13 protein-coding genes are annotated in these 15,740 nt (G+C 41.4%); 10 read left to right on the top strand and 3 right to left on the bottom strand.

What is annotated here, in order from left to right; all coding sequences use genetic code 11:
- Positions 1-20 precede the first annotated feature (20 nt).
- The 6 genes from OQX62_RS23630 to OQX62_RS23655 all read left to right on the top strand — a co-directional run bounded on the left by OQX62_RS23630 (position 21) and on the right by OQX62_RS23655 (position 10,994).
- Positions 21-2,708 carry a glycoside hydrolase family 2 protein gene (locus OQX62_RS23630; protein WP_265834136.1) on the top strand — a complete coding sequence of 896 codons (2,688 nt, stop codon included), beginning with the start codon at positions 21-23 and terminating at the stop codon, positions 2,706-2,708.
- A gap of 39 nt (positions 2,709-2,747) precedes the next feature.
- Complete coding sequence (gene nagB, locus OQX62_RS23635) at positions 2,748-4,667, top strand: glucosamine-6-phosphate deaminase (protein ID WP_416276596.1); 1,920 nt, start codon at positions 2,748-2,750, stop codon at positions 4,665-4,667.
- A gap of 37 nt (positions 4,668-4,704) precedes the next feature.
- Positions 4,705-5,970 carry a sugar MFS transporter gene (locus OQX62_RS23640; protein ID WP_265834137.1) on the top strand — a complete coding sequence of 422 codons (1,266 nt, stop codon included), beginning with the start codon at positions 4,705-4,707 and terminating at the stop codon, positions 5,968-5,970.
- A 27-nt stretch (positions 5,971-5,997) separates the two neighbouring features.
- The gene (locus tag OQX62_RS23645; RefSeq protein WP_265834138.1) at positions 5,998-8,394 is read left to right on the top strand and encodes a glycoside hydrolase family 3 N-terminal domain-containing protein; all 2,397 of its coding nucleotides are present in this window, start codon (positions 5,998-6,000) and stop codon (positions 8,392-8,394) included.
- A gap of 3 nt (positions 8,395-8,397) precedes the next feature.
- Complete coding sequence (locus OQX62_RS23650; protein ID WP_265834139.1) at positions 8,398-10,302, top strand: family 20 glycosylhydrolase; 1,905 nt, start codon at positions 8,398-8,400, stop codon at positions 10,300-10,302.
- Between the two features lie 71 nt (positions 10,303-10,373).
- A complete protein-coding gene (locus OQX62_RS23655) occupies positions 10,374-10,994 on the top strand; it encodes a hypothetical protein (RefSeq protein ID WP_265834140.1) in 621 nt (206 codons plus the stop codon).
- A gap of 5 nt (positions 10,995-10,999) precedes the next feature.
- On the opposite strand, the gene OQX62_RS23660 is transcribed toward OQX62_RS23655, so the two are convergent.
- Together OQX62_RS23660 and OQX62_RS23665 are read right to left on the bottom strand one after the other, a co-directional pair.
- A complete protein-coding gene (locus tag OQX62_RS23660; RefSeq protein ID WP_265834141.1) occupies positions 11,000-11,593 on the bottom strand; it encodes a hypothetical protein in 594 nt (197 codons plus the stop codon).
- Positions 11,580-12,077, bottom strand: a complete 498-nt coding sequence (locus tag OQX62_RS23665) for an RNA polymerase sigma factor (RefSeq protein WP_265834142.1) — start codon at positions 12,075-12,077, stop codon at positions 11,580-11,582. The genes OQX62_RS23660 and OQX62_RS23665 overlap by 14 nt, the downstream gene beginning before the upstream one ends.
- 144 nt (positions 12,078-12,221) lie before the next feature.
- On the opposite strand from OQX62_RS23665, the gene OQX62_RS23670 reads away from it, so the two are divergent.
- The 4 genes from OQX62_RS23670 (at position 12,222) to rpmA (ending at position 15,019) form a co-directional block, all read left to right on the top strand.
- Entirely contained in the window at positions 12,222-13,607 is a 1,386-nt protein-coding gene (locus tag OQX62_RS23670; protein WP_265834143.1) for a dicarboxylate/amino acid:cation symporter, read from the top strand.
- An 11-nt stretch (positions 13,608-13,618) separates the two neighbouring features.
- The gene (locus OQX62_RS23675) at positions 13,619-14,128 is read left to right on the top strand and encodes a hypothetical protein (RefSeq protein WP_265834144.1); all 510 of its coding nucleotides are present in this window, start codon (positions 13,619-13,621) and stop codon (positions 14,126-14,128) included.
- Positions 14,129-14,231: 103 nt separating this feature from the next.
- Entirely contained in the window at positions 14,232-14,543 is a 312-nt protein-coding gene (gene rplU / locus OQX62_RS23680; protein WP_265834145.1) for a 50S ribosomal protein L21, read from the top strand.
- A gap of 62 nt (positions 14,544-14,605) precedes the next feature.
- Positions 14,606-15,019, top strand: a complete 414-nt coding sequence (rpmA, locus tag OQX62_RS23685; protein WP_265834146.1) for a 50S ribosomal protein L27 — start codon at positions 14,606-14,608, stop codon at positions 15,017-15,019.
- Between the two features lie 89 nt (positions 15,020-15,108).
- Here rpmA and OQX62_RS23690 read toward each other — a convergent pair whose 3' ends face one another.
- Entirely contained in the window at positions 15,109-15,474 is a 366-nt protein-coding gene (locus OQX62_RS23690; RefSeq protein ID WP_265834147.1) for a helix-turn-helix domain-containing protein, read from the bottom strand.
- Positions 15,475-15,740 lie beyond the last annotated feature (266 nt).

Below are 15,740 nucleotides of genomic sequence, written 5' to 3' on the forward strand. Positions count from 1 at the left end.
TTAAATCCAACAAGAACACAATGTTTAAAATCAATAAATCTGTATTTTTTTATTCACTGCTCTGCTTTTTTACGCTTCTTTTTTTTGACGTAAAGCTTTTTGCCCAGGAGCAATATGAACTCAATTCAGGATGGCTATGCATGCCGGTAACAAAAGTGAAAAGTGACGGGGCAGCAATTTCAAGCCCGTCTTTTGCCCTGGATAACTGGAAAAAGGCAATAGTTCCTGGTACCGTGTTAACTACACTGTTGGCCAATAAAGAAGTACCAGATCCTTTCTTTGGGATGAATAACAAACTGATTCCGGATATTTACGAAACAGGCAGAGATTACTATACGTACTGGTTTGTGAAAGATTTCAAGGAAACCCCGCCATCGGCTGATGGCCAGGTGTGGTTAAAATTCAGGGGGATCAATTACAGTTGTGATATTTTTCTGAATGGTAAAAAAGTAAATGATGCCCCTTTCAAAGGAATGTACTTGCGTAAGGCATATAATATTACCCAGTTACTTGCCAAAAATGGAGCAAACAGACTGGCTGTAATTGTTTATCCTCCGGATGCTGTTGGAAATCCTAACGGTGGTCAGGGTGGTGATGGTATGATCGCTAAGGGAGTCGGACATCAATATACGGCGGGGTGGGACTGGATCCGGCCGATCAGGGACAGGAATACCGGCATTTGGGATAAAGTATATATTTCCCATACAGGTAAAGTAAGTATGGAGAATCCTCACGTCGTTACTCTTGTTCCGGGAAAGAGAAGTACGGAAGGTAAACAGGAACCTGCTATCATTAAGGTTTCCACTGAACTGAAAAATACAAGCGCAAAGGCAGTAACTGGTAACCTGCAGTATATCATTGAAGGGCAGAAGATTGTACAGAAAGTAGCGATTAAGCCTAATAGTACAACTGAAGTAAAACTGCCGGATTTTATTTTACAACATCCCAAATTGTGGTGGCCGGCCGGTTATGGCAAGCAGAATTTATATCGCCTGCAGATTAGCTTTTTAGAAAATGGAACTTCACTATGTGACAGTCAGACTGTAAGTGTTGGTGTCCGTGAAATACAGACTAACTGGAATGCCGTTACAGGAAGTAAAGAAGTCGCAGTAAATGGTCAGAAGATCTTCATCAAAGGAGGAAACTGGATTATTTCTGATGCAATGCTTCGTTTTACGAAGGAGCGTTATGATACTGAAATCAGGTACCACCGGGATATGAACTTAAACCTGATCAGAATCTGGGGCGGTGCTTTGATAGAGCGTCCTGAATTCTATGAGGCCTGTGATAAATATGGGATGCTGGTATTTCAGGACTTTTGGATGTCGGGTGACTGTAACGGGCGCTGGGTAGATCCAATGAAGCTGGAAGATCAATGGACCAGAAGGAAATATCCGGATGACCATCATTTATTCCTTGAATCTGCAGCTGATATGATTAAGATGGTGAGAAACCACCCATCTCTGGCCATATGGTGCGGTGGAAATGAAATCACTCCTCCGGATGATATTCTTATTCCATTGCGGGACTCTATTTTACCGGCCTTAGATGGTACAAGATGGTTTATTGATTACTCCAATGCTGATGATATGTCTAAAAATACATTGGGCGGAAATGGTGATGGTCCGTATACCATTCAAAATATAGCTACGTTCTGGGAGACTAAAACCTATCCGTTTAATTCTGAAGTAGGCTCCGTAGGGGTAGGAGATATGGAATCGCTCGAAAGATTCATTCCTAAAGCGAACCTGATTGCACCGGAATATATCACACCTGAAAAAAGAGCAGAAAAAGGACCGTCAGAAAAAGTAGATTCTGTATGGGATTACCACAATTACCTGGGTGTGGGTTACGAACAGCATATTCTGCCTTATGGAAAACCTGCTGACGTGGCCGATTTTGCCAAAAAAGCGCAACTGGTAAATTATGATCAGTACAGGGGATTGATGGAAGGTTTCAGTTCACATATGTGGGACTGGTACACAGGTGTAATTATCTGGAAAACACAGAATCCATGGACCTCTATGCGTGGACAGATGTATGATTATTATCTTGATCCGAATGCCTGTTTATTTGGTTTACGCTCAGGCAGCGAACCACTTCATGCGATGTACAATCCTGTAGATGGGATGGTGATGCTGGTGAATAATGGTTTCAAAGCAAGACAAAATATTATGCTGGTTGCCAAATCGTATGATATGGCAGGAAAAGAAACGTTATTGACACAGGTATTTTGCTTCCTGGATCCATCGGGTACAAAAAAGATACTGTCGCTGAAGAAAACGATAGACGAGCTTTCTGCTAAAAAAGGTTCCTTCTTGTCGTTACAGCTGTTGGATGGACAGAAAAATGTGCTGAGCAATAATTTCTACTGGATGCCGGATAATAAAGGCATGTATTCCGGATTAGCTGAATTGAAATCAACTCCTCTGATCGCAACGGCAAAACAGCTAAAGTCAGGCAAAATTGAAGTGACGATGGCAAATCCGGCAAATGCCGGGGTCAGTTTCTTCAATCGGATTTCCTTAGTAAATGCAAGTACAAAACAACGCATCCTGCCGGTATTTTATGATGATAACTATTTCTCCATCCTGCCGGGTGCAGAGAAAAAGATCATTATTGATTACACACCAGACAAGAATGACAATGCCGCGCTTACCATTACAAATTACGCTGGCGGGCAGCAAACTATAAAAATCAATCCATAATCATATTCACACCAACCCAAATCAAACCATTCAGCAAACATGTCAAGATTAAATTTACTTGAAGAGACGAGATACGAAAAATTGCCTGTAACTGTATATGCAGATGAACAAACCGCCAGTATTGAAGTAGCAAAGCGGATTGCTGCGCTGATCCTTTCAAAACAGGCAAAAGGAGAACAAATTGTTTTAGGCCTGGCTACAGGGGCAACACCTGTAAAAGTTTATAAAGAGCTGATCCGTCTGCATAAGGAGGAAGGATTAAGTTTCAAAAACGTGATTACGTTTAACCTGGATGAATATTATCCTATGAAACCTGAGGCTGATCAGAGTTACGTAAGGTTTATGAATGAAAACCTGTTTAGCCATATTGACATCAATCCGGAAAATATCAATATCCCAGATGGCTTATTAAACAGGGAAGATATTGAGGATTTCTGTTTGAAATATGAACAGAAAATCACGGCACTGGGGGGGATCGACCTGCAGCTTTTGGGAATAGGAAGAACCGGACATATTGGTTTCAATGAGCCGGGTTCCGCACCTAACTCTGGAACGAGGCTGGTAACGCTTGATGAATTGACGAGGAGGGATGCTTCGCGTGATTTCGGAGGATTGGCTAATGTGCCTACAAAAGCCATCACAATGGGAATCGGTACCATTTTTAAAGCCAGGGAAATTATCCTGATGGCATGGAATGAGAAAAAAGCAGAGATCGTTAAAAAAGCAGTGGAAGGCGAATTGTCGTCAGACGTTCCTGCAACCTTCCTGCAATTATCACCCAATGTAGAATTTATCCTTGATCAGGATGCAGCTTCTTCACTTACCCGTTTTGATACACCATGGCTGGTTAAGGACTGTACCTGGAGCGATCAGATGATCACGAAAGCAGTAATCTGGCTGGCGAAAACTTTAAACAAACCAATTCTTAAGCTAACGGAAGACAATTATAACAATCACGGTATGGCACAGCTGGCTACAGAACGTGGCCCGGTATACCAGATTAATATACAGATTTTTAACAAACTGCAACATACCATTACGGGATGGCCGGGTGGTAAACCCAATGCCGATGATAGTCAGCGCCCGGAACGTGCTACCCCAGAACAGAAACGTGTAATTATCTTCTCTCCGCATCCGGATGATGACGTAATTTCTATGGGCGGTACATTTATCCGTCTGGCAGATCAGGGACATCAGGTACATGTGGCTTACCAGACGTCAGGTAATACAGCTGTATGGGATGATGATGCTTTACGTTTCATGGAATTTACAATAGACTTTGTCAAATCAAGGGAAGAGGACGCTGGGTCACTGGAAAAACTGTATGGTGATATGCGTAGTTTCTTAAACACAAAATTGCCTAATCAAACAGATCCGGAAGAAATCCGTACCGTGAAAAAGCTGATCAGAAAAGGGGAGGCTATTGCAGGAGCAAGGTTTGCCGGCTTAGGTGATGAACGCATCCATTTTATGGACCTTCCTTTTTATGACAGGGGGAAATTTCAGAAAAATGTAGACTTTGAAGATGATATTTTGCAGACGATGGAGTTATTGCAGGAGGTGCAGCCACATCAGATTTTTGCGGCGGGCGACTTTGCAGATCCGCATGGCACGCACAAAGTATGTTTCAATATCATTATCGAGGCCATGAAAAGATTGCGCAAAACGGAAGCCTGGACAGCTGACTGCTGGTTATGGTTATATAGAGGAGCATGGCATGAGTTTGAAACGCATGAGATAGAGATGGCTGTTCCGCTTTCTCCGCAAGAGGTAGAAAGAAAGAAATTAGCTATCTTCAAACATCAGTCGCAGAAAGACCTGCCGGTATTTCCGGGAGACGATTCGAGGGAGTTTTGGGTTAGAGCAGAGGCGCGTACACAGGAAACTGCCCGTGCTTATGATCAGCTCGGATTAGCTGAATATGAAGCCATGGAAGCATTTGTAAAATGGAAATTTTAAAATAAAAAACTAAACCTAAAACCAAACAAAATTTTTAATGATAACAACAGAAAAAAAAGTATCAGGCATTAATCCTATCGTGATCATAGGGGCGCTGTTTTTTATATTCGGCTTCGTAACGTGGTTAAACTCGGTACTGATCCCTTATCTCAAGCTGGCATGTGAGTTAAATAATTTTGAATCTTATCTCGTCGCATTTGCCTTTTATATCAGTTATCTGGTGATGGCGATACCGTCTGCCTGGGTGCTGAAAGCTACGGGTTTTAAAAATGGAATGGCATTGGGATTGATTGTTATGGGGCTTGGTGCGCTGGTTTTTATTCCTGCGGCACTGACGCGTACCTATGAATTATTTTTGTTGGGATTGTTTATCCAGGGTACGGGACTAGCCCTGTTGCAGACTGCATCTAACCCTTATATTACCATCCTTGGTCCGCCGGAAAGTGCAGCAAAGAGAATCAGCATCATGGGTATCTGTAATAAAGTAGCGGGTTCTATCGCACCAATTGTATTAGGCGCAATTGCTTTAAAGGATGCGGATGGTTTTCACGCAAGATTGCAAAAGATGAGCGCGACGGAGAAAATTGCTGAATTAAATGCGTTGGCGGAAAGGGTCATATTACCTTATGTTGTTATTATCATCGTGTTATTAATTCTTGCAGTACTAATCTATTTTTCTTCCCTGCCTGAAATTGATACTGATCAGGAAGACGAACAGGTAAGTGCAGCTACAGCAGGTAAAACCAGTGTGTTCCAGTTTCCTCATTTACTGATGGGCGTACTGACCGTATTTTTATATGTAGGTGTGGAAGTCATGGCAGGTGATACGGTGATCAGTTATGGTGCGTATATGGGAATTCCCTTAACTACAGCTAAGTTTTTTACCACTTTTACCTTGCTGGGAATGATCCTCGGTTATCTGATTGGAATTGTATGTATTCCTAAGTATATATCTCAGGAGAATGCGATGAAATGGTTTGCTGTACTGGGGATCATATTTACTTTGGCTGCTATTTTTACTACAGGTTACGTTTCCGTATTATTTATTGCGCTGCTGGGTCTGGCCAATTCACTGGTATGGCCGGCAATATGGCCGCTGGCGCTTTCCGGATTGGGTAGGTTTACTAAAATAGGCTCTTCACTGCTGATTATGGGGATTGCGGGTGGTGCAATTTTACCATTATGTTACGGCGCTTTAGTAGATGTGTATAATGCGCAGCAGGCTTACTATATTATGGTGCCTGCTTATGCTTTTATCTTTTATTACGGCGCTGCGGGATATAAAGTGAAATCAAAAGCATAGTTTTTTAACCGGATTTATTATTTGTAAATGTATCGTCAATATAAAAAAGTATATATCTGTCTTCTGGTATCGGCCTGCTCTTTTTCTCCTTTTTTAGTAACAGGACAAAAAAAAGTACCTGTCTATAAGAATGCGTCAGCTCCTGTGGCCGAAAGGGTAAATGACCTGATCAAAAGAATGACGCTTGAAGAAAAGGTAGGACAGCTTTCTACTTTGCTGGGCTGGGAGATGTATGATAAAAAAGGTAATGGTGCTGTAGTTTCCGGACAGTTTAAAAAGGCAGTAGCATCTGGTCAGATCGGGATGTTCTGGGCAACTTTAAGGGCAGATCCCTGGACAAAGAAGACCTTGCTGACTGGTCTGGATCCTTACAGCGCGGCAATCGCGACTAATGCCATACAGAAATACGTTATCGATCATTCAAGACTCCAGATTCCTGTGTTTATGGCAGAAGAATGTGCTCATGGTCACATGGCAATTGGAACTACTGTATTTCCTACGTCCATTGGCCAGGCCAGTACCTGGAATCCGGGATTAATTGAAGCAATGGCAACTGTCATTGCTAAGGAAGCCAGGTTACAGGGCGCGCACATTGGTTACGGTCCTGTGCTGGATCTGGCTCGTGAACCAAGATGGTCAAGGGTAGAGGAAACCTATGGAGAAGATCCTGTAATGAACAGTGCAATGGGGGTGGCCATGGTTCAGGGTTTCCAGGGAAAAGACCTGAAAAGCGGAGCAAATATCATTTCTACACTCAAGCACTTTACTGCATATGGTGTTCCTGAAGGCGGACATAATGCCGGGGTAGTAAATACGGGTATGAGAGAATTGTACCAGAGTTACCTGCCGCCTTTTAAGGCTACGGTTAAGGCTGGTGCTTTGTCTATTATGGCTGCTTATAACTCGGTAGATGGTGTTCCCTGCAGTAGCAGCTCATTTTTGCTGGACTCTGTCCTGCATAAATCCTGGGGATTTAAAGGTTTTTCTGTTTCAGATCTGGGCAGTATAGACGGGCTGGTAAATGTTAATCATGTGGCGGCCGACTTAACTGAGGCAGCTACGCTGGCGATGAATGCGGGACTGGATAATGATCTGGGCGGACGTGTTTTCGCAGCACCATTATTAGCTGCAGTGAAGCAGGGAAAAGTTACAGTAGAAAGGATCGATGAGGCTGTAGCCCGTCTGTTAACGCAAAAATTTGAAATGGGATTATTTGATCATCCCTATGTGGATCCTAAAGCGGCGAAAAAGACCGTGCGCAATGCTGATGCAGTTGCACTGGCAAGAAAAGTAGCTCAGGAATCTATTGTACTGCTAAAGAATGACAAGGGATTGCTTCCCTTAAAAAAGAATATTGGTTCAGTGGCGGTTATCGGACCTAATGCTGATAATATGTACAATCAGCTGGGCGATTATACAGCCCCGCAACAAACGGAAGCTATTGTAACCGTATTGGGTGGGATTAAAGCTAAACTGGGCGCAGGGGCAAAAGTAAATTATGTGAAGGGTTGCGCTATCAGGGATACAACGGATGTGCAGATTGCTGCGGCTGTAGCGGCTGCAAATGCAGCTGATGTAGCAGTTGTGGTACTTGGAGGATCAAGTGCGCGCGATTTTAAAACAGAATACATCAGCACGGGAGCTGCGACTGTTAATCAGGCTTCTGCGGGCGGGATCAGTGATATGGAGAGCGGAGAAGGGTTTGACAGGCAAACGCTGGACCTGCTGGGTAAACAGCTGGAACTATTAAAAGCAGTGGTAAAAACCGGCAAACCGGTAGTGCTGGTTTTTATCGGTGGAAGACCTTTAAACCTGAACTGGCCTGACGCAAATGTGCCGGCAATTTTGAATGCATGGTATCCGGGACAGGAGGGTGGAAATGCGGTTGCAGATGTACTTTTCGGCGACTATAATCCTGCGGGCAGACTGACTATTTCTGTGCCGCGGTCTGTAGGCCAGTTGCCGGTTTATTACAATTATCAAAGTTCTCCAAAACATGATTATGTAGAAGGTATTGCTGCACCGCTTTATAGTTTTGGTTATGGAAAAAGTTATAGTAAATTTGAGTACAGTGATTTAATTATTACTGCAAATGAAACAGATGACTTACGGGTAAATATAAGCTTAAAAGTGACCAATGTGAGTGACAGAGATGGTGATGAGGTGGTACAGTTATATGTTAAAGACGATGTATCCACTGTAGTGACTCCGGTGAAGCAGCTGAAAGCTTTTCAAAGAATAAACATTAAAGCTAAAGCGTCACAAACGATATCTTTTGAACTGCGTAAAGCTGATTTGTCGCTTTATAACCAGAAAATGGAGCAGGTGGTTGAAGCCGGTACATTTAATATAATGGTTGGGGCCGGTTCACAGGATATCAGGTTGGAAAAGAGAATCAATATAAACAAAAACTATAAATTTTAGATTATGAAGAAGGTTATCTCGGCGGCACTTCTGGCCTGTTTAACGCTTGGTTTGAAGGCGCAGACAGATGAGAATTTAGGCATTATTCCTGCGCCCGTATCGGTAGAAAGAAACTCCGGTTTTTTTACACTGGATAAAACAGTTGTTTTGGTTTCAGGCGACCCGGCAGATGCAGCTACTGCTGACTTGCTGAATGCTTACATTGTCACCAAAGGTGGTTTTGCATTAAGGACAGAAACAACAGCCGGCCAGGCGAAACGAGTAATTGTTTTAAGTTCCGAGGGTGCAGATAAACTGCCTGAAGAAGGGTATGAGATCCTTGTTACGGCAAATAAAATTACACTTACCGGTAAAGGTGCCGGCTTGTTTTATGGCGCGCAGTCACTGATGCAGATGATGCCAGAGAAACAAGGTGCTCAAATTGCTATACAGGCAAGTCACATCAACGATTACCCGAGATTTAAATACAGAGGTATGCACCTTGATGTGTGCAGACATTCTTTTCCTGTGTCTTTTATCAAGAAATATATTGATTTAATGGCAGCTTATAAACTGAACAATTTTCACTGGCACCTGACAGACGATCAGGGCTGGAGAATTGAAATAAAGAAGTATCCAAAGTTAACCTCCGTAGGTTCAGTAAGAAACGGAACGATAGTTGGCCACCATCCGGGTGTGACCAATGACAATAAGACTTATAAGGGGTTTTATACGCAGGATGAGGCAAAAATGATAGTTGCCTATGCAGCTAAAAAATTCATTACCGTTATTCCGGAGATAGAACTTCCCGGACATGCTTCTGCGGCTATTGCCGCTTATCCGCAATTGAGCAGCTTTCCTGACAGGGATACTTTTGTTGACGCCAAGACACCTTGGGCAGGATCAAGAAAAGGTAAGCAGGTACAGCAGACCTGGGGTGTATTTGAGGATGTATTTGTACCCAGCGATTATACTTTTAAGTTCCTGGAAGATGTTCTGGATGAAGTGATTGCCATATTCCCTTCAAAATATATTCATATTGGAGGCGATGAGAGTCCGAAGGAATACTGGAAAGAATCTCCGTTCTGCCAGCAGCTGATTAAAGAAAAAGGGCTGAAAGATGAGCATGAACTGCAAAGTTATTTTATTCAGCGTATAGAGAAACATATCAATTCAAAAGGAAGGTCGATCATTGGCTGGGATGAGATCCTGGAAGGCGGATTGGCTCCGAATGCAACAGTTATGTCCTGGAGAGGTGTAGAAGGTGGTATTGCCGCTGCACAACAAAACCATGATGTGATCATGACCCCGGGCAGCAATGGTTTGTATGTTGACCATGCGCAATCATCATCAGCAGATGAACCGGTAAACATTGGAGGGATGTCTCCTTATACGGTAGCATATGGTTATGACCCTATTCCTGCCGTATTAACCGCAGATCAGCAAAAGCATATCCTTGGTGTCCAGGCAAATTTATGGACAGAATATGTAGAAACTCCTGAAAAAGTAGAATACATGGTGCTGCCGAGAATGTTTGCCTTGTCGGAAATTGCCTGGAGTCCGGTAGCGCGTAAAAACCTGAAAAACTTTTCTGAAGATCGTTTGCCTTTACATTTGGCGCGACTGGAAGCTACAGGAACAAATTACTGGGTACCTGTTCCTATTGGGATATCGGATAAGACTGTTGAAGGCGAAACCATTAATTTAGATTTAAAAGTGCCGGTTAAAGGGGCTAAAATCTACTATACTTTAGATGGAACGAGACCTTCTGCACTTTCCGCTGCCTATACCAGACCGATGAAAATTGAATTGCCAAAAGGAAAGAAACTAGTGTTAAAAACGGTTGTGATTACTGCTCAGGGCAAGTCGAGCGTAGTAACTGATACCACTTTAAGTAATGGTGCTGCAGTTGCAGAAACTAAATCTTAATTTTCTTTATCCGGTTAAATTTGGTTAAAAATATTATTTCACATAAATTGCTGAAACAAATATTGAATCAAATGAAACAACATAAACAACTTCTACAGCAGTCGGCACTTTTAGTGGGACTGCTGTTTTTATTTGCATGTAAGCAAGGTCAGCCGCAACAATCAGGTGATTCATCAGCAGTGAAAGCCGCTGTTAAAAAAGAGAAAGGTCAGTTTCCATTTTACAAAGATATTGCTGTAAAACCCGGACTTCATTTTGAAGTGGTAAGCTGGGGAAAAGGTGTAGACAGTGTTGGAGGTTATCTGCTGTTAATGTCTGATTCTGTACGTAACAACTATAAATCCCAGTCTGTAGAGCGGGAAGGTATCATCACTGATGTATGGAATATGGACCTGGATAATGACGGGAATCCTGAACTTTACATAGAGTTGCTCAGCAAAAAGAATGTGAAAGACCTGAATGTATACGAGTATTCCGGAAACAGTTTCAATAAGATCAGTTTCCCGCCGCTGAGTAGTAAATCTAAAAAATACTATGGCGGTAATGATCAGTTTATGATTAAGAATGCCGAGCTTTTCAGATCTTTCCCATTGGTGAGTACGGCCGACAGTACACAACAAAAGGGAGCTGTAAAAGTATTGCATTACAAGTTAAGAGGCAATACTTTTTCTGTGGATGAGGTAACGGAGTAATTTTATTACTCCTGGAACTGGTTGCTGATTCTTTCAAATTTCTCGATCAGCAGATCTATTCTTTCTTTTTCTTTTTTCATGTAGGCCTTACGTAATATGGTGGCACAGAAGATGATCCAGAAAGTGGTGAACAGCACAATTGATGCCTGAATCCAGGTGTCCAGCATACTCAATGTTTCATAGAAATAGAGTATGAAACCGAAGGAAATGGCAAATGCATAAAACCAGTAGAGCTTGTTATAGAGATTAAATCGGCTCAACTGGTATGCTTTCAGCTTGTCCAGAAATGCTTCAGGATGTGCGGTGAAATCGTTGGTGGAAATTAAGCGGTGTTCTTTGTATAAAAGCAGGGTGTATATAGCTACAGCTAATATGATAATGCTGATACCTGCCGGGGTAGTCCATGAATTGAAATCAAAAAATACCAGTAAGGAACTGATCGCAAGGAAAGATACCACCATACCTGCTATATTATATAGCGATTTGGCACGGATGGCTTTCACCTCTTTTTTCGCCTGTAAAAGCATCTCCTCTGAGGAGATTTTTACTTCCACAGCGTGTGATTGCCAAAGGGACTGTATATGTTCAAATTCTTGCATGCTGATTGTATAATTCGGTCAATTTTTGTTTAATACGGTGAATTTTCACGCGTAGATTTCCTTCGCTGATACCAGATATATCTGCAATCTCATTGTAGGGCAGTTCATCAAGTACCATGGTAATAATCAAACGGTCGTTCTCTTCCAGTTTGGAGATTGACTTGTAAAGGAGGGCTACCTGCTCATTTTTTTCTGAAAATTCCTCCACACGGTTTTCAATGATGTTTTCGGTTAACTCGTCTTTGGCCTGTCTTTTTTCTGAACGGAGGTAAGTGAGGCAGGTATTTACGGCAATTCTGTAAATCCATGTAGAAATCAATGATTTATTCCTGAATTTATCCAGGTTCTGCCATACTTTAAGGAAGGTTTCCTGTAACAGGTCGTTCGCAGCATCCGAATCCCCGGTATATCCATAACACAAATGGAATATCTTCTTGGAATTTGTATCAAAGATTTGCTTAAATAAGATGTCTTTCTGATCCAATCTGCTTTAATTTAATGTTTCTTTGAGACAAAGAAATCATAATTGTTACAAATAAGGCTGGTTTTTTTTAACATTTTCCACAACCTTTAGGAAGTAAGTTTATTATCGTAGTTTTACGTCCGAAAAAAACCTTAATCCTAAATAATGACTAAAAACAACAAGCTAACCTTTTTTATTTTCTTTGCATTGGTGCTCGGTGTTATTCTTGGGTATGTGCTGAATGTGAAATCATTTAATACCTATAATACAAATATATTATCTGCAGATAACCAGGTTAAAAACATAGATTTCAAACTGAGTGCGATAAAAGATACTACAGTTAGCCAGTATGCCGTCTTAAAAATGGATAAAAAGGCGGCACTTCAGTTAAGGAAGGAAAACGAGACGATACGGGAAAAGAAACTGGAACCATTAACCTTGTTGAGTGATATCTTTTTAAGACTGATCAAGATGATTGTGGCACCGCTTGTTTTTGCAACGCTGGTAGTTGGCGTAGCTAAGGTAGGAGATATTAAGGCCGTGGGCCGTATTGGTGGTAAAACGATGTTGTGGTTTGTAAGTGCTTCTTTATTGTCGCTCATACTCGGATTAATCCTGGTTAATATTTTCAAACCGGGTGAAGCAATGCACCTTCCTTTGCCAAGTAGTAATTCTGATACAGGAATACAAAAGGTAGCGCTGTCCATGAAAGATTTTATCTCTCATATTGTACCTAAAAGTATGGCAGAGGCAATGGCGACCAACGAAATTTTACAGATTGTGGTCTTCTCGCTGTTCTTTGGGGTCGCGACTGCTGCTATAGGAGAAAAGGGCAAAATTATTATTGAATTCTTTGACGCCGTTGCGCATGTTATTTTGAAGGTGACAGGTTATGTGATGAATTTCGCACCCTTTGCAGTTTTTGGTGCCATGGCTGCTATTGTGGCCAAACAGGGCTTAAGCGTACTGTCCACCTATGCCTTATTTATTGGAGAGTTTTACTCAGGTATGCTGATGTTATGGTTATTGCTGATAATGATCGGTTATATTATCCTGAAAGGCAGGGTATTTAACCTGATGAACAGGATGAAAGAGCCTGTTCTTGTGGCCTTCAGTACTGCCAGCAGTGAAGCTGCCTATCCAAGAACTATGTTACAGCTGGAACGTTTTGGCTGTAAGGATAAAATTGTGAGTTTTGTACTGCCATTGGGATACTCTTTTAACCTTGATGGATCGATGTTATATATGACTTTTGCGTCGATGTTCATTGCTCAATCCTACGGCATCCATTTGTCTTTTCAGCAACAGGTAACCATGCTGCTGATATTAATGCTGACAAGTAAAGGAATAGCGGGTGTACCAAGGGCTTCTTTGGTTGTAATTGCCGGAACTATTGCCACCTTCAATATTCCTGAAGCGGGACTGGCCTTATTGATTGGAATCGATCCTTTACTGGATATGGGAAGATCAGCAACAAATGTGATAGGAAACAGTATTGCCACTGCAGTAGTGAGCAAGTGGGAGGGAGAGTTATCACCAGCCCAGGATTAATTTAAATTTTTATGAGTACCAGAGCAAAAAAAATCTTTTTGATCATCACCATCGTTGTGCCTTTTCTGGCCTACTGTGTGATCTATTATAAACCAATGATCGCGAATGCACCATTCCGGTCTGATGAGTTTGTTTCCCTGCAGTTTAAATGGGGAGCAGGTAACGATCTTGTCAATTCTTACGACTCTTCTACGGGAGAATACCAGTACCTGAATGCTAAGGATTCTTTAGTCAGAAAAAGCGTGAAACTAAGGCACAATGATATCATATACCTGCATAATAAAGCGAATGAGCTGGGTTTATGGAATTTTCCTGACCTGATTGCGAATGAAGGGACGGACCTCAATAAATCCAAAGTACTGCGCTATGTGATCCGTTTTAATTACAAGCGTAAATCCAAGAACGTAGTATTTGTGACGGACTATAATGATATCGCAAAACTAAGAGATGTAGCTACTCAGATGAAGACTTTGATAGAGCAAACCATCACAGATGCGGAAGAAAGATATAGCAGTAAATAAGGATATTTATATGAATTTGTAAATCGCTATGATTTATAACAAATATATTCTATATTTGCACCTCGATAAAAATAGAACAATTTAAAATAATAATTATTTAACAATGTACGCAATAGTAAATATAGCAGGACAGCAATTCAAAGTTGCAAAAGACCAGCACCTTTTTGTACACCGTTTGCAAGGAGATGAAGGCGCTAGTATTGAATTTGACAATGTATTGTTGGTTGAAGACGGAGGTACAATCTCTGTGGGTGCTCCTGCATTAGCAGGTGCTGTCGTTTCAGCTAAAATCGTGTCTCATTTAAAAGGTGATAAAGTGATCGTTTTCAAAAAGAAACGTAGAAAAGGTTACAAAAAGAAAAATGGCCACCGCCAGTATTTCACTAAAATCCAGATCTCTGGTATCAGTTTATAATTATTTTTTAAACATTTAGATAAACAGATTTTAACCTGTTTGTTCATAAAATATAAAACAAAATGGCACATAAAAAAGGAGCCGGTAGTTCGAGAAACGGACGTGAGTCGCATAGCAAACGCTTAGGTATCAAAATATTTGGTGGTCAGAATGCAATTGCAGGAAACATCTTGGTACGTCAGCGTGGAACTAAACACCATCCGGATAAAGGTGTAGGTATTGGTAAAGACCATACTTTATTCGCTTTAGTTGATGGTACTGTAGTATTCAGAAAAAAACAAGACAACAAATCTTATGTATCTGTTTTACCTGCAAGTGTAGTTAAAGAAGTTGTTGAAGAAGCTGCTCCTGCTGTTAAAGCAGAAAAAGCTGAAGCACCAGTTGCTGAAACAGCAGAGCCAGCTAAAAAAGCTCCTGCTAAGAAAGCTGCTAAAGCTGAACCAGCTGCAGAAACTGAAGCTGCTCCGGCAGAATAATTTCAAAAGCATAAAAAAAGAGAGTATCTGTTATGGATACTCTCTTTTTTTATGCTTTATTTTTTCAAAACCTATACTTTCGTATAGTACTATCCTATGGCTACGATTGTTTTTTTGATGATCTGCATTTCACTTTCCAGCTCCCTGAGGGATTTTGCAAAGTTCTTGAGACTGATTTCTAAATCCTGAACCAAAACCGGAACATCGTTATCCCTGTTTTCTTCGTCTCCGGCGGTACTAGCGCCGTGCAGCAACCAGTCGTAACTTTTATTGTAATATCTGGATAGGGTATGCAAGGTACTGAAGGTTGGATACTGATTGCCCAACTCTATCTGTGAATAGTTGCTCCTTGACAATTGTAGCAGATCGGCAACGAAGGATTGTGAATGTAATTTTTCTTTTCTCAGCGATTTGATCCGCTCACCTAAATTTTTTTTTGAGAGTATTTCTTGCATGAAGTTGTGGTTTTTGTTGATCGCTAAATTATTCTGATTATACAATAGCGCAATTATTGATCCAAAACACAAGGTTTTATTCCACTTTCCTATGATACCTGCTTTTGTGACTCATTTAAATGGATCACATGGACATGCGCAATCAATCATAACGCTAGTAATAGTGTCACTCGTTAAATGAACAGGGCATACAGGTATCTGTGGACAGCAGGATATCGGCTGTCCGGATTTTAAGTATTTTTCAGGTTAAAAAATACGGTTCAGCA

The organism is Pedobacter sp. MR2016-24 (genome assembly GCF_026239655.1).
GTDB lineage: Bacteria > Bacteroidota > Bacteroidia > Sphingobacteriales > Sphingobacteriaceae > Pedobacter.